The sequence below is a fragment of the Nocardia sp. NBC_00881 genome (assembly GCF_045207455.1).
GTDB lineage: Bacteria > Actinomycetota > Actinomycetes > Mycobacteriales > Mycobacteriaceae > Nocardia.
In genome coordinates this window covers 6,152,322-6,172,840 of sequence record NZ_CP108798.1, presented here as the reverse complement: position 1 = coordinate 6,172,840, position 20,519 = coordinate 6,152,322, and the positions used below count along the sequence as shown (strand labels likewise).

Here is a 20,519-nt window from a genome sequence, read left to right as displayed (position 1 = left end):
GGGTGACTCCGTGATTTAGGACGCAGTGGTGGTGCTCCGACAGGGGCCGGTCAGTCCCGTTCACGCTCTTCGGACTGCAGGTTGGCCATGATCTCCGCGACCGAGAGCCGGCGCGAGGGTGTGTCGTCGGACTCGGCCCTGCGGCGTCTGCGCACGCTCGATGTACCGGTCGTGGGCTCCCGGGTCGGCCACGGCTCGAGGTCAGGGCGCGGGGCGGCCTCAGGGCGAGGCGGGGCGGCGCGCTTCGCGGGCTGCGTCGGGGGCTCCTCTGCGGGCTCCTCGGTGAAGGCGTCGGTCCACCCGCGCGGGTGGACGTACCGGTTGTCATCGACGGCGCCCTCGGTGCTCTCGTCGTCGTCCTCGACGGAGACGATCGCGGTCTCGGCGGTGACCGGCTCGTCGAAGGGGCTGGCGAACACCGGTGGCTCGGGATGGTCTGGGACGAAGACCGGCGTGACGCTGCCATGCGGTTGCTGGTCTGCGAAGACCGACCACATTCCGGCATTCGCAGAGCTATTGTTCGCCGATTCCGCGCTCGAGCTGGTCAGCTCCTGAATTCGGGTCGAGTCGGCGCGCAGCGCCGGGCGATCCATCGGCAGATCGCCGTCGAACAACCGCTGCAGGCTCTGGCGGAGCACGGTGAGCTCCGCGCGCAGTGCTGCGAGTTCGGCCGCGTCGGCGCCCACCTCCTCGCGCACCCGCGCCTCGAGGCCGAGCTCGTATTCGCGCCGCGCGGTGACCTCCCGCTCCAGCTGCAACTCGTAGACCGTTTGCAGATCGCGGACCTTGGCCTTATCGATCGTCGCTTCCTTGCGATACTTTGTCGCGGCCAGCGCGCCGATCGCCGCCGCCCAGAGCGCGGCGACCAAACCTACCCGTACGAACTGCAGGGTATCGCTGAAAACCAGGAAAACACTGGCAACCAGACCGAGCAGAATCAAGACACCGATGAACAATTTTCCCGCCTCTTCCCGCCGTCGACGGGAAGTGCTGCTCCGGGAGGGTGAAACCATGTCAGTCAGGGTAGCTTGAACAGCGAGCCGCGCCCAGAATCCGGTTCAGTGATTCCTTCAACAAAATTAGCTACGTAGTAGCTGGATCGTCAGTGGGATCCTCAGGAGCTCGGCAGCAGTACTCCAGCCAGAGGGCCGCAGCAACCAAAGCCACCCCCGCCAGCATCCCGACGATCGCACCGGGGCTGTCGGCGGCGGCGGCGCGCAGCGTGCCACGCTGGGGGAACACCCAGCACAGGAAGCCGAGCCAGACGCCTGCGGCGATCGAACCTACCTGCACCGACGCCTTGGCCAACGCGGCGGCGCGGGCCGCGGTGATCGGATGCAGCTGGTGGCGGCCATCCCCGACCTCGTCATCGTTGACCCTGGCCCGGATCACGAACGCGAGCACAGCCTCGATGGCGGCCACCGGATAGAGCGAGGCGCCCGCGTAGGTCGAGATCGGCGGGAAATTGTCGTAGGCCATCCTGGTGGCGATCCACGCGACGATCGCGGCGATGAGCACGTTCGCCATCAGGTCCAGGACACGGGTCGGCTTCAGTTTCACGACGCCGCACCCGTCATGGACAACTCGGTGCGGCGCACCCCTGCGCGCTCGGCCGGATCGAGCCGGTCCAGCAGCTCCGCCACCGGATGTGGTGCGCCGGCGACCTCGAGCACCGCGTCCGGCGCCACGTCCAGCCACGGGACGAGTACGAAGGCGCGGCAGTGCGCCCGAGGGTGCGGCAGGATCAATGTCGGATCGGCGCTGCGGCAAGCGACCGGCTCGCCGTCGCGCAGCTCGGCGCACCAGACCACGTCGACGTCGAGCGTCCGCGCGCCCCAGCGCACGTCGCGGACCCGGCCGGCGGCTTGCTCCAGCTCTTGACCGCGGCGCAGCCAGTCCGCACACCCGAATGCCGGATCATCCACCAGCACAACGGCGTTGAGGAAGTCATCCTGCGCGACCCCGCCCCAGGGCGGGGTCGAATACACCGCGGAGACAGCGAGCACCCGATCCCCGAACCCGTCGAGGACACTGCGCAGATGCGCGAGCCGGTCGCCCAGATTCGAACCGATTGACAGCACGGCGCGGCTCACCGGAACGCCTCCACGACACTCGGCACTGTGAGCGGGCCTGCGGTGTCTGGACTGAGGAACGGAGGGAGCGCAGCGACTGGAGCGACGAGGGAAGACACCGTCACCGAGGGCCCGCGCACTGCCGGTGCGGAACGCGGGCGATCGGACACAGTCGTCGGGAAGGCCGGGCCGCGGTGTCGGTCGCTCATTCGGCGAGCTCCCCGCGGTGACGTGAGGTGACGACCCGGACGTCGGCGAAGGTATGCGGAATCGGTGCGGACGGCTTGTGCACCACTACCTCGACCGAGCTGATCCGAGGATCGGTCATCACATCATCGGCGATCTCCGACACCACGGTCTCGATGAGGTTGCGCGGCGGGCCCTGGATGATCCGCACTGCACGCTCGGCCAGCGCGCCGTAATCCACGGTGGCCATCAGCTCGTCGGAGGCCGCGGCAACGGCGAAATCCACCCACACGGTCAGATCGACCAGGAACTCCTGGCCGTCGCGGCGCTCGTGATCGAACACCCCGTGATGCCCATACGCGCGCAGGCCCCTCAGCTCGATCCGGTCGGCGCCGCGCCGGATCGGCGAATCCAGCGGCGTCGCAGCGTTTTCGGCGTGGACCGGCGACCTGCTCATCGGTGAGCTCCTTGCGCACTCCGTCGGATGGTGTGATGCCCGGAGGAACTGCGCCGGGCGGCGTTCTGCCATGCGGCGGTGACGGCAATAGCGTCCAGCGAGGCACGTACGTCGTGGACGCGCACTCCCCACGCACCGTGCAGTGCGGCCAGTGCCGAGACGGTCGCGGTGGCCGTTTCCCGTCCATCCGGCGGACGCGGCCCCGCGTCGTCGGCGAGCAGCGCGCCGAGGAAGCGCTTGCGCGAGGCGCCGATCAGGATCGGCAGCCCGTGCGCGACGAGTTCGGGCAACGCGCCGAGCAAAGCCCAGTTGTGCTCGGCGTTCTTCGCGAAGCCAAGGCCGGGGTCGAGGATCAGCCGGGCCGGGTCGACGCCCGCAGCGACGGCTGAATCCACCTGGGCGGTCAGCTCGACCAGCACCTCAGCGACAACGTCGTCGTAGTGGTCGGCGGGACCCGAGTGCCGGTAGTCGGCGCCCGGCCGCCAGTGCATGAGAATCCACGGGACGCCCGCGGACGCCACCACCTTCACCATGTCGGGGTCCGCACGGCCACCGGAGACGTCGTTCACCACTGCGACCCCGGCGTCGATCGCCGTCTCCGCCACCGCGGCACGCATGGTGTCCACGCTGGTCGGCACGCCCGCCGCGACGAGTCCACGAATCACCGGCGTCACCCGCGCGGCTTCGGCGGCCGGGTCGACCCGCACCGCGCCCGGCCTGGTCGACTCGCCGCCGACATCGATAATGTCCGCGCCCGCCGCGTACAGCTCCACGCCGTGCGCGATAGCCAGTTCCGGATCAAGGTATCTGCCGCCATCGGAGAATGAATCGCTGGTGACGTTCACCACGCCCATCACCACGCAGGACCGGTCGCCACGCGCCCCGACGCTCCTGAGTCCTGCCACCTCGGCCGCGCTCACGGCGTCTGATCGCGCGCTCTCCGCACGGTCAGCGCGCGGGTCCTGGGTGACGGTGCTTTCTCTCGTCGCTCCAGTCGCTGCGCGCCCTCCGCTCCTCAGTCCAGACACCGCCGGCCGCTCACTTCCGCAGGATGAGATCGAGCGCCTCGGCCCGCGAGGCGGCGTTGGACTGGAGCAGCCCACGCACTGCGGAGGTGGTGGTGCTCGCACCCGGCTTGCGGATGCCACGCATTGCCATGCACAGGTGCTCGGCCTCGACCACGACGATCGCACCGCGCGGATCCAGTTTGCGCATCAGCGCATCGGCGATCTGGCTGGTCAGGCGCTCCTGCACCTGGGGACGCTTGGCGTACAGATCGACCAGCCTGGCCAGCTTGGACAAACCGGTGACCCGGCCGTGCGGGCCGGGGATGTAGCCGACGTGGGCGACGCCGTGGAACGACACCAGGTGATGTTCGCAGGTGGAGTACATCGGAATGTCGCGGACCAGCACCAGCTCTTGGTGCCCCTCGTCGAAAGTGGTGTTGAGCACCGAGTCCGGCTCGACGTAGAGCCCGGCGAACATTTCCCGGTATGCGCGCGCGACGCGGGACGGTGTCTCGAGCAAACCGGGCCGCTCCGGGTCTTCGCCGACGGCGATCAGCAACTCCCGGATCGCGGCTTCGGCCCGGGCCTGGTCGAACGACCTACCGGTTTCCAGTGCGACGATCTCCGGCTCGGTCACGCTGATGTCGGCACCGTTGCGTTCAGCGCCATCCGACTGGGCGAGGGTGTGGCCACCGCCGTGATTGTTGGCCGACAATCGAGGACACCTCCAAAATCTCGGGTGCCGACAGTAACTCGGCACCCCGATAGTCGAGCCTAATCGTCACTGCCGCGGCGCGAGCGACGGGCCCGGAGGCGGCAGGCTGCATAACCACGAAGGGCCCCGGGAGTGCCGCCCATCAGACAGAGCGGCGCGAGCGACAGGCCCGCTGCATAACCACGAAGGGATTCGCGAACCGCCGCAACAGACTCAGTGCCTACCGTTCGGTCCATCCCATTCGCCGTTATCGCCCTCGCCGTTCGGGTTTGCGCGGCCAGGCTCGTCGTAGCCGGGGTGGGAGTGGTCGCCGTACCCACCACGCTCGTAGCCGTCCTCTGGTCCGCCCTGCGGACTCCACGGTTGATATCCGTGCCGCGGCTGCTGCCCGTCGCCCCAGCCGCCGGGCTGCCCCTGCTGCTGCGGTTCGTCCCGCGGCGGCCAGCCAGGGGCCGACCAGCCCGCCGGCGCACCGTAGTCCGGCCGCGAACCGTGCGTGCCTTGGCGCGGGTAGGCCGGCGGGGGCGCCTGCGGTGCCGGGTATCCCGGGCCATGCGGTGTCGGACGGTCGTACTGCGGCGGCGCGCCGTAGCCGCTCTCGTGCGACGGATAGCCATTGGCGGGTTGGGGCTCACGCTGCGCGGCGGCGGTCAACGGCTTCGCGACCGGCTCCGACGGCCATGACTCGCCGCGCTCGGCGGCCAGCTCGCCCGGAGTCTTCACCGGCGGCTTGTCCGAGGGGACCCGGTCGCCGAAGTCGTTGAACGCGGTGATCCGCGGGCGCTTCTGCACCGACGCCAGGATCTGCTCCAGATCTTTGCGGTGCAGGGTCTCTCGCTCCAGCAGCGCGGTGGCCAATACGTCGAGCACGTCGCGGTACTCGTTGAGAATGGCCCACGCCTCGGTGTGCGCGGCCTCGATCAGGTTGCGCACCTCCTCGTCGATGGCGCCCGCAACCTCGTGCGAGTAGTCCGAGCCCATGCCCATCGAGCGGCCGAGGAACGGATCGCCCTGCTCCTGGCCATAGCGGACCGCGCCGAGACGGGCGCTCATGCCGTACTCGGTGACCATCGCACGGGAGATCTTGGTGGCCTGGTCGATGTCGGAGGAGGCTCCGGTGGTCGGCTCGTGGAACACCAGTTCCTCAGCCGCGCGGCCACCCATCGCCATAACCAGGCGGGCGATCATCTCCGAGCGGGTCATCAAGCCCTTGTCGTCCTCGGGCACCGTCATGGCGTGGCCGCCGGTGCGGCCGCGGGCCAGGATGGTGACTTTGTAGACGGGCTCGATGTCCGGCATCGCCCAGGCGGCCAGGGTGTGGCCGCCCTCGTGGTAGGCGGTGATCTTCTTCTCGTGCTCGCTGATGATCCGGCTCTTGCGGCGTGGTCCGCCGATCACGCGGTCCACCGATTCCTCGAGCTGCTCGCCGGTGATCACCGCGCCGTGCTCGCGGGCCGTGAGTAGAGCAGCCTCGTTGATCACGTTGGCCAGGTCGGCGCCGGACATGCCGACGGTGCGCTTGGCCAGACCGTCCAGGTCTGCGTCGGGCGAGATCGGCTTGCCCTGCGAGTGCACACGCAGGATGGCGCGGCGGCCCGCCAGGTCGGGGTTGCTGACCGGGATCTGCCGGTCGAACCGGCCGGGGCGCAGCAGCGCGGGGTCGAGAATGTCGGGGCGGTTGGTCGCAGCGATCAGGATGACGCCGGTGCGGTCGCCGAAGCCGTCCATCTCGACGAGCAACTGGTTGAGGGTCTGCTCACGCTCGTCGTGACCGCCGCCGAGCCCGGCGCCGCGCTGACGGCCGACCGCGTCGATCTCGTCGACGAAGATGATGCAAGGACTGTTCTGCTTGGCCTGCTCAAACAAATCGCGCACGCGGGAGGCGCCGACACCGACGAACATCTCCACGAAGTCCGAACCGGAGATGGTGAAGAACGGCACACCCGCCTCGCCGGCAACGGCGCGAGCCAGCAGCGTTTTGCCGGTACCCGGCGGCCCGTAGAGCAGGACGCCCTTGGGGATCTTGGCGCCGAGGGCCTGGTAGCGGACCGGATTCTGCAGGAAGTCCTTGATTTCGTAGAGCTCCTCGACCGCCTCGTCCGCGCCGGCTACGTCGGCGAACGTGGTCTTGGGCATGTCCTTGGACAGCTGCTTGGCCTTGGATTTGCCGAAGCCCATCATGCCGCCGCGGCCGCCGCCCTGCATGCGGGCCATCACGAAGACGAAAAGGCCGAGCAGGATCACCATCGGCAGCACGAACAGCAGAATCTGGGTGAGCCAGCTCTCCTGCTTGACCACCGTGTTATAGCTGGCGCCCGAGTTCTTCACGGCGTCGAAGATCTGCGCGGAGGTCTCGCTGCCGCCCGGATACTTCGCGATGAGTTTGGCTTGACCGCCGGTGGCGTCATTGCCGTTCTTCAGTTCGATGCGCAGCTGCTGCTCGCGATCGTCGATCTGAACGTTCTGAACGTTGCTCTTGTCGTTCAGCTGGTTGAGGGCAACCGATGTATCAACGCTCTTCCAGCCGCGCGTGTCGTTGCCGAAGTAGCTGAACGCATAGATCACGAGCAAGATGCCCGAGACTATGGCCAGGGTGCGAAACACAGTCTTGCGGTTCATAGAGCGTCGGCCGGGGCGGCCAGTCCTTTCCGGTGTCTCCGGTGCTTGCGATGCGTCTGGGGCGTCCAGTTCCGCGGGGTTTGGATGCGGACATGCCACGTTACCGCGTACGGTCTAGTCGATACATCGCACAGTTCGGCTGCAGGTGCAGTCAAAGAGGTAAACGGCCGGGGAACGACGGTGGTTCCCGATGTCTCCGATCCACTTATTCCAAGTGGCAACAATCATGGCATGTTCGGCCTATCGTGGGCGACAACACAACATCGCGGCGCGAGCGACGGGCACGGAGGCGGTAGCTTGCGTAACCACGAAGGCCCCCGGGAGCGCCGCTCATCAGACACAGCGGCGCGAGCGACAGGCACGGAGGCGGTAGCTTGCGTAACCACGAAGGCCCCCGGGAGCGCCGCTCATCAGATACAGCGGCGCGAGCGACAGGCACCGAGGCGGTAGCTCGCGTAGACCACGAAGGCCCCGTGAGCGCCGCAAATACGACACGAGCGCAGGGGGTATGGACATAGTCGAGCTACGGACACCCACAGCGATAGTGCGTCATGGTCGCGGAAGGTTGATCGTTCTGCGGCCAGGGTCCGAAGGCGAGCGCGTACTCGACGTTCCGGTCTCGGATCTGCTCAAGGTCCGGCTGAACCGGCGGGCGGACGACGCGGTCGTCATCGAGATCTACCTGCGTTACCCGACGCCCGTGCTGACCGGCGTGCCCGCGGATCGCACGCCGCTGCCGGTACTGATCGCCGAGCACGACGTCCCCGCGGCCGCCGAGATCATCGACCGGATCAACACCCAGATCCTGGCCACCCAGCGCATCGACGTGGCGGCACCCGATCTGCACCCGCCCGCCCCCACCTGGGGCAGGAACGGTCCCACCCGAGCGGACGTGGATCGGGCGACCTTCAGGATGACGCCACGCCGCGAGGCCAAGTCGGCGATAGCGGCTCTGCATCGTTACGTGACGCCAGACGAGTATGTACTGGAGACGGCCGTGGCCGTCGCGCACCCGCCTGCGGGCAACGGCCCTGGCCTGCTTGCCGCGACAACGGGACGGCTGCTGTTCATCGCGATCGGCGACGACGCGCGCTACGCCCATGAGCTGCCCATCCCGGCCGTCGTGTGGGCACGCACCACCGACGCCCCTCCGCTCGGACCCGGCGAGGTCGGCACGGCGCGCGGCGCAGCGGGCATAGACGTGCACGACGGCAACCTGACACTGCACTTCACGGGCACCGACCGCGCCGACACCGAGCGGGTCACCTGCGCGGTGAACTTCGCGGTACGCCGCGATTCCGCCGACGGCGCCAGCGGCCCTGCGGATCCCGGTGTGGCCCAGTTGTATTCGGAGTGGGAGCTGCTCGTCGAGCGGCACTCCCTCGGCATGGTCGACGACGCACAGTTCCAGCGCTACGGCCGGGGCATCCTGCGTTCACTCCCGGATGGGAACTGAGTTCAGCGCGACCCGCCGCCACGGGCTGGTCGGACGCAGCCACAGCCGTAGCAGCTCTTTGCGGCGGTCGACGCCGCCGTTCTTCAGCTCGGCCAGGTCCTCGCAGGCCTGCCAATAGGTCCAGCCGGTCAGGTAGGCGTCGCCGAACTGACGCCAGTTGCGGTACTTGCTCTGCGCCAGCGGCAGCGCGCGCGCCAGATAATCCCAGGCCATGTCGGCCTCGATATAGCCGGCGGTGTAGGCCATCCTGGCCACCGCGACCACCCTTGCCAGATCCCAGGCGTGGATGTCACTGGGCAGCGGCCTGGCCAGATGATCCGTGAAGCCGATCTTGATCGCTTGCGACCAGATGTCGTAGTCGCGGACCAGCGCCTCGGGATTGTCCATCCCACGGAACGCGCCTACCTGGCGTAGGAACGCCCGGTGCCGGTCGGCCCGCTCGCCGAAACGGTCGCGCTCGCTCGCGTTGATCGAGGCAGTCACGAGCGGATGGACCAGGGCGTGGAGCGGGGCGTGCATGCCGTCCAGCAACTGCTCCATCGAGGCCTGCGCCTCCGTTCCGTCGGTGATGCCCCATGCGCCGGTGAGCGTGTCGATGGCCAGCTCGCGCCGATCGCCGAGCGGATGCTCGCGTTCCGGTCCGAGCAGCAGCGCGTCGTGGAAGGCGTCCCAGCGGGCCGAGTAGAAGGCGCCGAGGGCCAACGCTCGCAGCTCGTCATCGGAGACCGCGGCGCCGGACCAATGGTCCTCCTCCCGCTCGTCGAGCTCCGCGTACGGGAATGTCGTCAAGGTGGGTACACCGCGCGAAGGCATTCCTTGATTGTTCCTTATCCAGCTCGGCGAAAACTGAGTATTCACGGATGGTTCCGTGTCGTCCGTCTCCCGCCCAGCGCCGACTGGGCGAACCGAATCTCACATCAGCGGATTCTTTGCGCTGCCGCATGTCGTGCTCTGGAGCTAGTGTTCTCGCATGTGTAGAAACATCACCGTCCTTCGTGGCCTGGAACCTGCCGCAACCGACCAGGAAATCTATGCCGCCGCACTGCAGTACGTGCGCAAGGTCGGTGGTGTGTCCGGCCTGAGCTCGACCACCAAACCGGCCGTCGACAAGGCGGTCGCGGCCATCGCGGCGGCGACCACCACCTTGCTCGCGGAACTCCCCGACCGCCGGGTCGCGCCGACCACCGAACCACCGCTGCGCCGCATCGCCGCGCGCGAACCCGCCGCGGGAGAGTAACGAGCCGACCGGTTCAGTGCAGCGCGTCGGTGCCGTCGGCGACGACGCAGGCCAACGCGACCTCCAGCGGAAGACTGCGCGCCCGATCAGCCCCACCATGGCCGTTTCCATCCACGCCAGCCCGATAGGCAATCTCCACCTCGCGATACCCGGTGACCGCCGACCGCCCGCGGGCCCACGCTCGGCGACCTACCCCGCGGCTACCGCCTCGGTTGAGCGCCGGGCGCAGAACGCGCTCCTCCTCTGAAACAAACCAAATGACAAACTGGGCCAAGAAAGTCTGTTCAGGTTGTGCCACGATCGTAGTTCAGTGATCTGATTCACAGCAGTGCAACGTCAGTGGGAGAACAGCAGTGGCCAACACCGAACCGGCGTCCGGCGCCACCAAGAAAGCACCGGCACGCAAGACGACCGCGAAGAACGACGGCCCTCCCGTCATCGAGGTGCGCAATCCCGGCACCGGCGAGGTCGTCGGCGCGGTGCCCGCCGAGACCGCCGACGCGGTCGCGGCCAAGGTCCGCGAACTGCGGTTGTACCAGCCGGAGTGGGAGGCGATCGGCCCCGACGGCCGCAAGTCCTGGCTGCTGAAGTTTCAGGACTGGCTGATCGACAACACCGACCACCTGGCCACGGTGCTGCAGTCGGAGACAGCGAAACCGCGCGTCGACGCCCTGATCGATCCGGGCTTCGCGACCGACGTGATCGGCTACTACGCGCGCCGCGCGGCCAAGTTCCTCGCCGACGACCACCCGTCGCCACACAGTCCCCTGGCCAGGGTCAAGAGGCTGACCACGGTCTACCGGCCCTACCCGGTGGTCGGCGTCATCACGCCGTGGAACTTCCCGCTGGCCATGCCGGTGATGGACGTGTTCCCCGCGCTCGCCGCGGGCGCCGCCGTCATCCTCAAGCCGTCCGAGGTGACACCGCTGTCCGCGCTCGAGTTGGCGAAGGGTTGGGCAGAAATCGGCGCTCCCCCGATCTTCGCGGTGGTCACCGGCAGCGGCGCGACCGGAGCCGCCGTGGTCGGCAATGCCGACTACATCCAGTTCACCGGTTCCACCGCGACCGGCCGCAAGATCGCCGCCGCCTGCGTGGAGCGGATGGTCCCGTACAGTCTCGAGCTCGGCGGCAAGGACCCGGCCATCGTGCTCGCCGATGCCGACCTCGACCGGGCCGCGCACGGCATCGCGTTCGGCGGCATGTTCAACTCCGGCCAGGTCTGCATCTCGGTGGAGCGGGTGTACGTCGAAGCGCCGGTGTACGACGAGTTCGTCGCCAAGCTCACCGCCAACGTCGAGGCGCTGCGCCAGGGCCTCGACGGCCGCGGCGCCGAATACGACATCGGTGCCCTGGCCAACGAGAACCAGGTGACCATCGTGCAGCGCCACGTCGATGAGGCCGTCGGGGCGGGCGCGAAGGTGCTGACCGGCGGCAAGCGGGCCGGCTTCGGGACAGCGTTCGAGCCGACCGTGCTCGTCGACGTCGACCACACCATGTCGTGCGTCACCGAGGAGACCTTCGGACCGACACTGCCGGTGATGCGGGTGGCCGACGAGGCGGAGGCGATCCGACTGGCCAACGACTCGATCTACGGCCTGTCGGCCTCGGTGTGGACCGGCGACAAAGAGCGCGGTGAGCGAATCGCGCGTCAGCTGAACGCAGGCGCGGTCAACATCAACGACGTCTTCGCCAACCTCTTCAGCTACGCGCTGCCCATGGGTGGTTGGGGTCTCTCCGGCGTCGGCGCCCGCTGGGGCGGCGCGAACGGCGTTCGCAAATACTGCCGTCAGCAGGCGATCACCACGCCGATCCTGCCGACCCAGCAGAAGGAACTGTTCTGGTACCCGTACTCGATGCCGAAGCTCCTGTTCGCACTCGGCGCCATGCGCGCCGCGGGCGCGCGCGGACTGCGCCGCCTCGACCTCCCCGCCGTCTTGAAACTCAAGGGAGACAAAAAGTGAGCGAGCGTAGCGAGCCGGAAGCGCAGCACCGTCGGCGCTCAGTTCCAGTCACGCATTCTCGATGACGTAGATGAAACTGTTGTGACTAACATCACGCAGTGACTCGGTTACATGGCACGAGCGATCCTCAGCCGATCCCCGGCAAACGACAGGGCGACCACAACCCGCTATCACTCATCCGGATTGCATCGCCGTTCTAGCTGGTCAATCGCCCAATTGCGGACAGGCAGGCAAGAAATATGCCACATGCCACACATTCGCCAAGCTTGATGGTGCGGAGTGCCACGTCAGCCAATATGCTGTCCCTAACAAACCTGCCGACTGTTTTGGCGCAAGTATCCGAACTTTTCGGCCTGATATGGCTGGAAATTCAGGACCGATTCTGATAGCAAGGGGCTATGGACCCGCATTTGCGCGACCTGCGGTATTTCGTCGCCGTCGCTGAGGAACTGCACTTCACCAACGCCGCTCAGCGGCTGCACATTGCTCAACCCACTCTGTCGCGTCAGATCCGTCAGCTGGAACGCCAGCTCGACGTGGTGCTGTTCGACCGCAACCAGCGAAGTGTCGCGCTGACCGTCGCGGGTAAGGAGCTGCTCGAAGGCGCACGCAAGATTCTGGAGCTGTGGGAGGTCACGCACGTCTCGCTGCAGGAGGCCGGCGAGGTGCTGCGTGTCGGCATCCAGGCCGCGCTAGGCCGCGGCCTGCTCAATGACCTGGAGAGCGCGAGCGGACACCGCCTCGCGCTGCATGCGGCGTCGTGGACCGACCCGTCCAGCGGGCTTGCGGGCCGGCAGGCCGACTTGGCCCTGATCTGGCTGCCGCTGCCGGACCAGAACCGCTACCGCTGGCAGGTGCTGCGCACCGAGCCGCGCTGGGTGTTGCTCCCGGAGAACCACCCGCTGGCCGGTTCGGAGACCATCGAGTTCGCCGACCTGCTCGACGAGCCGTTCGTCGCGCTGCCCACCGAAGCCGGGACGGTGCGCGATTTCTGGCTCGGCAACGACGGGCGGAGCGGACGCCAGCCGAAGATCGGAGCAGAGGCCGCGACGCCCGAGGACAAACTGGAGGCGGTGAGCCTCGGCTTGGGCGTCTGCCTGCTCGCCGAAAACAACGTGCCGATGTACCGCTGGCCCGGCTTGACCGCGCGCCCGGTGTCCGGGCTCGCACCGTGCGAACTCGCCGTGGCATGGCGAGCCGACGACAACCGGCCTACCATCCTCGAATTCGCCGGCCGAGCCGTCGATGGCGGGTTCGCCACACAGCGGCCCACGGTCAGCGTCTGATCCGGCTCAAGGCGCGATGCGCTGCCACGGTCTGCTGATCTCCAGCTGCGCGGATAGTCGCAACAGGGTGGATTCGCTGCCCGGTGGACCCGATAGCTGCGCAGCCACGGGAGTGCCCGCACGTGGTTGCATGCCCATCGGCACGGAGGCGGCAGGCCAGCCGACCAGGTTCCACAGCGGGATGAAGGGCGAAAACCGCACGCAGGCGGGCTGACGGCAGGTGTGCCGGGCCCGCGCTTCAGGCGGCGGGGCGGTCAGCGCGGGCGTGATCACCACGTCGTAGTGGTCGAAGAATTCCAGCAATCGCGCCTCCACCCGGTCGATCTGGGCCGGACGCACCAGACGCTGCACGAGCCGGCCGAGGGCAAGATGGCGGCGGGTGCGCCACGGCAGGCGACCGTGATCCGGTACCGCGGCGGCGGACAGCCAGCGCAGAAAGACCGAGAACAGAGCGTTGTCGTAGGGCAACGCGGTCGGCTCGACGACATGGCCCGCCGCCTCGGCGACCGATCCCGCCCTGCGGGCGGCCGCGGTCCAGTGCCGATCGACGCGGAAGAGGCGAGACGGCGGATTCAGGGCCAATCCGATGCGTAGTCGGCCAGGTGTATCCACCTCCGCAAGGTCCGGTCGCGCCGCCATGACCGATAGCGCGAGCGCCGCGTCACCGACCGTCGTCGCGAGCACACCGTTTTCGACCATGCCGGACCAGGCGTCGGCGCCGATCACGACGGGCACGGTGCAGCGTCCGGGCTTGATCCCGAACACTCCACAGCAGGCCGCGGCCACGCGTACCGAGCCGAGCCCGTCGCTGCCGTACGCCACCGGCACCAGACCCGATGCGACTGCCGCACCGGATGCGCCGCCCGCGCAGCGCGCGCTGTTCCACGGGTTGCGCGGGCTGTCGGTCGTACCCCACAGGCCCAGTTCAGGTGCCGCGACCACCACCGCGCCCGCGGCACGCAACCGGCGCACCACCGGATGGTCGGCCGTCGCCGCCTCGCCTTCGATCGAGACGCGGTGGTCGATCGCGACCGGAACACCGGCAAGTGGCAGTGCGTCGAGGTCGACCCGCTGCTCGAGCGCCGCCGCTTCCGCCATCGCCCGCTCCGCGCGAGCGACGCTCACCGCGTTCGCCTTCCGACCCGCCGCGAGCGCAGCGGCCTCCGCCACCACCGTGGTGGGCAAGAGCGAGCCGTCCCGGACACCCGCGGCGATCACTGCGGCCGGGCCGCGCGGTGGGTGGGGCTCGGTCTGCCGGACTCGATCGCACCGATCGTCGGCAGCGGTCGATGCCTCGTCCTCGGCCACCTCGTCGACGGCCTTCACATTCCGGACTACCGTTGTTGTTACGGCCGCTTTCCTCGAAATCGAGCCGTCCGCCACCACTGCGGCCTCGTCGCACATGTGCTGGTCGTCCCCCGTCGCCTCGTTGTCGAAATCGGGTGATCCGCTCTTGAGCCGCAAGTTATCATTTCGAATACTGCGCGGGGACGATGGCGGCGGGTGTGGCGGATTTTCTCCGGTACATCCAACGACCGATGAGAGCGGATTCTGCGACGTCCGCCGAGCCACTAGGTCTGAGCATGAGTGTCAACTCTGAGAGAAGTTCCGATACCGACACGAGTTCGAATACCGCTGCCGGTTACGGCGGCCTGCCGCCTGCGGAATCGAGCGCGGTGCAAGCCTTCGCCGCGGCCTGGGAATCCACCAGCCGGCCACCGGATATCACCGAGTACCTGCCCGACGCGAGAACCCTGCGCAAGGAGGCGTTGCTCGACCTGATCCGCGTCGACCTGCGGCATCGCTGGCTGCGCCGTCCCGCGGCAGGCCTGGGTCCGTCGCCCGAACCGGTCCCGCGCAAACGCCTCGCCGATTACTGCGCCGAATTTCCAGATCTCGTCCCCGACAGTATCCCAGCCGGTCTGGTTTACGAGGAATTCGTCATCCGCCGGCACAGCGGGGAACGGGTTGATCCGCGCGAATGCCTGCGCGAATATCCACATCAGGCGGCGGAACTTCGCGCCTTGTTGAACGCCGACGACGTAGATCAGAGCACCCGCCGCGCGGTGCAGGAAGATTCCACGCGCACCGCTCTCGCACCCTCTCGATCCGCCGACGCCGACACCGGATTGAACCGAACCACCGAGTTCGCTCGTAGTTCTGAAGTGACCAGAACGACCGCCGCCGATCTCATGGAAACAGCCACCGCCGTACCCACCACGATCGGAACCGGGCCCGGCCGTTACGACGCGCTCGACCGGATCGAAATCGGCCAGCGGATCGATGATTTCGATCTGCTGACCGGTTTGGGCAGCGGCGCGTTCGCGCGGGTCTTCCTTGCGCGGCAGCGCTCGCTGCAGCGGCTGGTCGCGGTGAAGATTTCCGCCGACCGCGGCACCGAGCCGCAGACCTTGGCCCAGCTCGACCACGACTACATCGTGCGGGTCTTCGACCAGCGGGTTCTCGGCGACGCCGCGGTCGCGACGCGGAGGCTGCGGCTGCTCTATATGCAGTTCCTGCCCGGCGGCACGCTACTGGGCGTGCTGCGCTGGGTGCGCGCCACCCCGCCCGCCGAACGCAGCGGGCAGCTGCTGCTGGACGCCGTCGACGCGGCTATGGAGGAGAAAGGCGAGATCAGGCCGACCGACTCCAGCGTGCGCGCCGAAATCGCCGCGCTCAGCTGGCCGGAGACGGTCGCCTGGCTCGGGCGCCGACTGGCCGAGGCACTCGACTACGCCTCCTCGCACGGCGTGTTGCACCGCGACGTCAAACCCGCCAACGTCCTGCTCACCGCCGAGGCGGTGCCGAAACTGGCCGACTTCAACATCAGCTTCAGCCGCAACGTGGAGGGCACCAGTCCGGTCGCCTACTTCGGCGGATCGCTGGCCTACATGTCACCGGAACAGCTGGAGGCCTGCCATCCCAGCTTCGACCGTGGCGCCGCCGACCTGGACACCCGCGCCGACATCTACTCGCTCGGCGTGGTGCTGTGGGAGCTGCTCACCGGGGCCAAGCCATTCGACGACAGCACCGCGGGCGCGGGACAGCACGGCGACGACACCACCTTGGAGGCCATGCTGGAGCGACGCAGCACCGGCGTGGATGCCGCCGCATTGGATCGGCTTCCGCCGAACTGCCCGGCCGCGCTGCGACGGGTGCTGCTGACCTGCCTCGCGCCGGAGCGGACCATGCGCTGGTCGAGCGGCGCGACCCTGGCAAGGCAGCTGGAGATGTGCCAGGACGAGCGCGCACGGGAGCTGGTCGACCCTGCGCCGACGAGCTGGCGACGACGGCTTCGGCCGTATTTCGTGCTGGTGGCGCTGTTGTCGGTCGGACTTCCGAATGTGCTCGCCTCGCTGTATAACATCGCGCACAACCAGGATCTGATCATCAGCCGGATGACCGTGGAAGCCCAGCACACCTTCCTCATCATCACCAGCATCGTGAACACGATCTTCTTTCCGACCGGCATCGCTCTCGTGCTGTACATGTCCAGGTACGTGGTGACGGTGCCGCGAGGGTTGCGCAAGCGACGACGGTACGACCCGGACACCCTGCGGCGAGCCAGACGGGACGCATTGTTGATGGGCGATCGTGCTGTCGCCGTGGCATTCTCACTGTGGGTGCTGGCGGGCATCGTCTTCCCGATCGCACTGAAGCTGTCCGCCGGCGACATATCGAGACAGGCCGTGGTGCACTTCCTGGCCTCGCTGGTGGTGTGCGGTGCGATCGCGGTCGCGTATCCGTTCTTCCTATTGACCTTCTACCTGGTGCGGTGCATTTATCCGCTGTTCCTCCGGCATGGTGACATCAGTCCCGAGGACGCGGTGTGGCTGCGTGGCCTGGACCGGCGCTGCAACGGGTACCTTGCCGTCGCCGCGTCCGTGCCGCTGCTCGCGGTGGCCGGAGTGACCTTCCTACCCGCCGCCGACATTCCGTCGGTGATCTTCCCGGTACGGCTGCTGTGCGTGGGCGGCATAATCGCTTTCGTGGGCTCGTATCTGCTGTTCCGCGCGCTGGAAGCGGATCTGCGCGCGCTGGAGCGGGTAGTCGACCCCCGAGCAGGTGCTTCCACCGGCCGGCCGGCCCGCGCCGGAGCGGACGAGGCGGAGCCCGGCACGTGACCACTTGGCGCAGTGACGCCGTCGCACGGTTCGCCGCCGACTGGCAGCGCAGCCTCCGTGGCGGTCGCATGCCGCCGCAGATTCCGGACTATGTACCCGACGGCACGCAGGTGCGCCTCACCCTGCTCACCGATCTGCTGCGGATCGATCTGCGTCGGCGCTGGGAGCACAAAGGGCTGGGTAAGAGAATCGCCGAGTACCGCAAGGAATTTCCGGAGGTGGAGCACAGTCCCGAGCTTGTGGACCTGGTCTGCGAGGAATTCCTGGCCCGCCGCAAGCACGCGCCGCTGGCGCTGGCGCACTTCGTCGCCGAATACCCCGATCTGGCCGAGGAGATCCGCGAACGCCTCCCCGACTTCGCCGACGAGCCTGCCGGCATCGGGACCGCGGTGTCGAGCGAAGCCGTCGCGGCGTCGGCCGACCTGGCGCCTGGGCGGCGGATCGATGATTTCGACCTGCTCACGGATCTGGGTGGCGGCCTACTCGGCCGCGTGTTCCTCGCCAGGCAACGTTCCATGCAGCGACTTGTCGCCGTCCGATTTTCGGCGGGACGGGCAGGCACGCCGCAGACGATGGCACAGCTGGACCACGCGCACATCGTCCGAGTCTTCGACCAGCGGGTGCTCAGCGCTGACACCGCACACCCCCTGATCGTTCCGAGATCGCCTACCCGCGGCGATCGCACCGTCGCCGCCCTGCGAACACGCGCTATCGACGCTGACCCGGCCATCGCCGAGGCTCGAGACGACCTCGACACCACGGTCGCCGATGCACAAGACCGCGCTGCCGCCGCAGAGTCGCGAGACTTCGAAGCCGCCCTCGCCGAAGACGCGACCGTCGTCAGCGAACCTGACACACAACGTTCACACCACGACAGCACGACACTCCCCGATCACTACCGCGACGCTCCCGCGCGGTCCGTCGAATCCCGCGGCGGCACCACTGTCGCCGACGGCATCCCCGTGGACCGATCGACAGACGACGACGCGACACGCGCCAGCCCGCCGGACCGCCGCGACGCCGACTTCCCAGACTCGATGCGGCGAGACCCGGCAGCGCCTCGCTCAGCTGCTGCCCTGGGTACTCGCACAGCCGATGGCACCTCGGGCGGCGCACTCCCCCACCTGGTCTACATGCAGTACCTGCCCGGCGGCACCGCGCTTGGCGTACTCGATCAGCGCCGTCGCGGCCCAGTGGCCGATGGCGGTGCGCTGCTGTTGCGCGCTGTCGACGCCGCCATGGAGTCCAAAGGCGAGATCCGGCCGTCGGATTCGAGCGTTCGTGCCGAGATCGCGGAGCTGAGCTGGCCCGAGACCGTGGCATGGGTGGGCAGGCGGCTCGCGGACGCGCTAGACTACGCCGAGCACCACGGCGTGCTGCACCATGACATCAAGCCCGCGAACGTCCTGTTCACCGCCGAGGGCATCCCGAAGCTCGCGGATTTCGCCATCGGTGAGGCGGATCCGCGTACGGCCGCTCCGAATCTCGCTGCGATCCAAACCGGTTCGCTGCCTTACCGCTCCCCTGAACAGTTGGCCGGATACCTCGATCCCGGGGCGCCCGCACCCGGCAACGGCAGTGACATCTTTTCCCTCGGCGTGCTGCTGTGGGAAATGCTCACCGGCGCCAAGCCGTTCGACGACCCGCCGCCCGACGAGCGCGGCACCTCCATCGAGACATTCGCGAACATGCTCGCGGTGCGCCGGGGCGGAGTCTCGGCGGTGGCGCTCGCACGTCTGCCCGAGGGCACACCGGCCGCACTGCGTCGTGTTCTGCTCGAATGCCTGCACGTCGACCCGAAGCGTCGGTGGCGCAACGGCGCCGAACTTGCTGGACAACTCGACCTCTGCCTCGATGCTCGCGCACGTGACCTGGTCGACCCCCCGCCGAGCAGCCTCGCATACCGGTTCCGTGGCCTGCTCCTCCCGTTGGCCGCGCTGTGTATCGGCGTGCCGAACGTGCTGGCCAGCCTGTACAACATCCAGCTCAACCAAACCCTGATCATCGACCGGATGTCGGCCACCGACCAGGACACGTTCGCCACCGTCGTCTTGGTCAACAACATGATCGCCTTCCCAGTGGCCGCGCTGCTGCTGCTTTTCCTCACTCGAGGCCCACTGACCATCGGTTTCCGTCTGAACCGAGGCCACGAGTTCTCGGCGCGAACGCTCGCGAAGGCACGCCGCGACACCCTGCTGATGGGCGACTGGGCGGTGTGGGTGCCGTTCGGCTTCTGGCTGCTCGCGGGCATACTCTGGCCGCTGGGGTTGGTGTTTTCCGGTGTCGACCTGCCGCGAGGGACATTCCTGCATTTCTTCGCCGCGCAAGTGGTCTGCGCGGCCATCGCGCTGGCCTACCCGTTCTTCCCGATCGCGTTCTACTCGGTGCATTCGATATATCCGCAGCTGTTGGTGCGCGGCGGGGTCGGCCCCGACGACGAACGCCAGCTGCGCGCCCTCGCCAGACGCGGAAACTTCTATCTCGGTGTCGCGGCGTCGGTTCCGCTGCTCGGCGTGGCGAGCGCGACCTTCGTGGACGCCTCCGACCAGAACTTGGTCATAGTTCCGGTGCGCCTGCTCAGCGTCGGTGGCATCCTGGCATTCGTGCTCACCTACCGGCTGTTCCGCGTACTAGAGGCCGACCTCCTCGCCTTGGCCAGGGCGATTCCGCAGCGGAAGCGATGACCTCGCCGCGCCCGCTCGGGCGGATGGTGAACCTCTCGCACGTGCACGATCCGGCCACCACGCCGCTGTACCCGGACGATCCGGAATTCCGCACCGACCTCGTTGCCACGATCGCGAACGACGGCTATTACCTGCGCTACATCCAGCAGGGCGAGCACACCGGAACCCATTGGGGCGCACCGATCCACTTCCGCGCCGATGGGCTCGCCGCGGACGAACTGGAGTTGGACGACCTGTTGCTACCCGCGGTGAAGATCGATGTCCGTGGGCAGTGCGTGAGCGATCGCGACTACGCGATCACGGTCGCCGATCTGCGGCGGTGGGAGGAACGACACGGCCGGATTCCCGACGGCGCCGCGGTCATCGCGTGGACCGGCTGGGACGCCAAGTGGGGCACCCCGGAGTTCCTCGGCACCGGCGAATCCGCGGAGCATCAGCCCGGTTTCGCGGTGCACACGGTGGAATGGCTGCTGCGCACCGGCAGGCTCGGACGCCGCGGCGCACTCGGCACCGACACGTTCGGGCCGGACGTGGGCACCGACGGCACCTACGCGGTGTCGAAGCTGCTGTACGGCGAACACCGGATCAGCCTGGAGTGCCTGGCCAACCTCGCCGCGCTGCCCACAACGGGCGCGTGGGTCCTCGCGGGCGGACCGCTGTACCGCGGCGGTTCCGGCTCTCCCGCAACGATTTTCGGCATATTGCCCGAATAGGG

The 20,519-nt window shown here is 68.0% G+C and carries 16 protein-coding genes; 7 read left to right on the top strand and 9 right to left on the bottom strand.

Going from position 1 to position 20,519, the window contains the following annotated elements:
• Positions 1-50: 50 nt before the first annotated feature.
• The 7 genes from OH799_RS26560 to ftsH form a co-directional block, all read right to left on the bottom strand.
• Positions 51-1,013, bottom strand: a complete 963-nt coding sequence (locus OH799_RS26560; protein ID WP_406269355.1) for a DUF6779 domain-containing protein — start codon at positions 1,011-1,013, stop codon at positions 51-53.
• Positions 1,014-1,083: 70 nt separating this feature from the next.
• A complete protein-coding gene (locus OH799_RS26555; protein WP_406282613.1) occupies positions 1,084-1,554 on the bottom strand; it encodes a DUF3180 domain-containing protein in 471 nt (156 codons plus the stop codon).
• A 2-nt stretch (positions 1,555-1,556) separates the two neighbouring features.
• Entirely contained in the window at positions 1,557-2,093 is a 537-nt protein-coding gene (folK, locus tag OH799_RS26550) for a 2-amino-4-hydroxy-6-hydroxymethyldihydropteridine diphosphokinase (RefSeq protein WP_406269352.1), read from the bottom strand.
• Positions 2,094-2,277: 184 nt separating this feature from the next.
• Positions 2,278-2,715 carry a dihydroneopterin aldolase gene (folB, locus tag OH799_RS26545; RefSeq protein WP_406269349.1) on the bottom strand — a complete coding sequence of 146 codons (438 nt, stop codon included), beginning with the start codon at positions 2,713-2,715 and terminating at the stop codon, positions 2,278-2,280.
• Positions 2,712-3,569, bottom strand: a complete 858-nt coding sequence (gene folP, locus OH799_RS26540; protein ID WP_406282610.1) for a dihydropteroate synthase — start codon at positions 3,567-3,569, stop codon at positions 2,712-2,714. The genes folB and folP overlap by 4 nt, the downstream gene beginning before the upstream one ends.
• A gap of 184 nt (positions 3,570-3,753) precedes the next feature.
• Positions 3,754-4,365: a GTP cyclohydrolase I FolE gene (gene folE / locus OH799_RS26535; protein ID WP_327121514.1), complete on the bottom strand. Its 612-nt coding sequence runs from the start codon at positions 4,363-4,365 to the stop codon at positions 3,754-3,756.
• Between the two features lie 285 nt (positions 4,366-4,650).
• Positions 4,651-7,056 carry an ATP-dependent zinc metalloprotease FtsH gene (gene ftsH / locus OH799_RS26530; RefSeq protein WP_406269346.1) on the bottom strand — a complete coding sequence of 802 codons (2,406 nt, stop codon included), beginning with the start codon at positions 7,054-7,056 and terminating at the stop codon, positions 4,651-4,653.
• 565 nt (positions 7,057-7,621) lie between these two features.
• On the opposite strand from ftsH, the gene OH799_RS26525 reads away from it, so the two are divergent.
• Positions 7,622-8,512: a hypothetical protein gene (locus tag OH799_RS26525; protein ID WP_406269343.1), complete on the top strand. Its 891-nt coding sequence runs from the start codon at positions 7,622-7,624 to the stop codon at positions 8,510-8,512.
• On the opposite strand, the gene OH799_RS26520 is transcribed toward OH799_RS26525, so the two are convergent.
• Positions 8,492-9,325: a DUF1266 domain-containing protein gene (locus OH799_RS26520; protein ID WP_406269340.1), complete on the bottom strand. Its 834-nt coding sequence runs from the start codon at positions 9,323-9,325 to the stop codon at positions 8,492-8,494. The two genes, OH799_RS26525 and OH799_RS26520, sit on opposite strands and share 21 nt — an antisense overlap.
• 157 nt (positions 9,326-9,482) lie before the next feature.
• On the opposite strand from OH799_RS26520, the gene OH799_RS26515 reads away from it, so the two are divergent.
• From OH799_RS26515 to OH799_RS26505, 3 genes are all read left to right on the top strand, one after another.
• On the top strand, positions 9,483-9,749 hold the full coding sequence (locus OH799_RS26515; protein WP_357262587.1) for a DUF2277 domain-containing protein: 267 nt from the start codon (positions 9,483-9,485) through the stop codon (positions 9,747-9,749).
• A 353-nt stretch (positions 9,750-10,102) separates the two neighbouring features.
• Positions 10,103-11,710, top strand: a complete 1,608-nt coding sequence (locus OH799_RS26510) for an aldehyde dehydrogenase family protein (protein ID WP_406269337.1) — start codon at positions 10,103-10,105, stop codon at positions 11,708-11,710.
• 398 nt (positions 11,711-12,108) lie between these two features.
• Positions 12,109-12,996 carry a LysR family transcriptional regulator gene (locus tag OH799_RS26505; protein WP_406269334.1) on the top strand — a complete coding sequence of 296 codons (888 nt, stop codon included), beginning with the start codon at positions 12,109-12,111 and terminating at the stop codon, positions 12,994-12,996.
• A gap of 6 nt (positions 12,997-13,002) precedes the next feature.
• On the opposite strand, the gene OH799_RS26500 is transcribed toward OH799_RS26505, so the two are convergent.
• The gene (locus OH799_RS26500; protein ID WP_406269331.1) at positions 13,003-14,460 is read right to left on the bottom strand and encodes an amidase family protein; all 1,458 of its coding nucleotides are present in this window, start codon (positions 14,458-14,460) and stop codon (positions 13,003-13,005) included.
• Between the two features lie 119 nt (positions 14,461-14,579).
• Here OH799_RS26500 and OH799_RS26495 point away from each other — a divergent pair, with 119 nt between their 5' ends.
• From OH799_RS26495 to OH799_RS26485, 3 genes are read left to right on the top strand one after another with little or no spacing between them, the layout of a single operon-like run.
• Positions 14,580-17,120, top strand: a complete 2,541-nt coding sequence (locus OH799_RS26495) for a serine/threonine-protein kinase (RefSeq protein ID WP_406269328.1) — start codon at positions 14,580-14,582, stop codon at positions 17,118-17,120.
• Positions 17,117-19,804 carry a serine/threonine-protein kinase gene (locus OH799_RS26490; protein WP_406269325.1) on the top strand — a complete coding sequence of 896 codons (2,688 nt, stop codon included), beginning with the start codon at positions 17,117-17,119 and terminating at the stop codon, positions 19,802-19,804. Before OH799_RS26495 ends, OH799_RS26490 begins: the two co-directional genes overlap by 4 nt.
• The gene (locus OH799_RS26485; RefSeq protein WP_406269322.1) at positions 19,801-20,517 is read left to right on the top strand and encodes a cyclase family protein; all 717 of its coding nucleotides are present in this window, start codon (positions 19,801-19,803) and stop codon (positions 20,515-20,517) included. The genes OH799_RS26490 and OH799_RS26485 overlap by 4 nt, the downstream gene beginning before the upstream one ends.
• Positions 20,518-20,519: the final 2 nt, after the last annotated feature.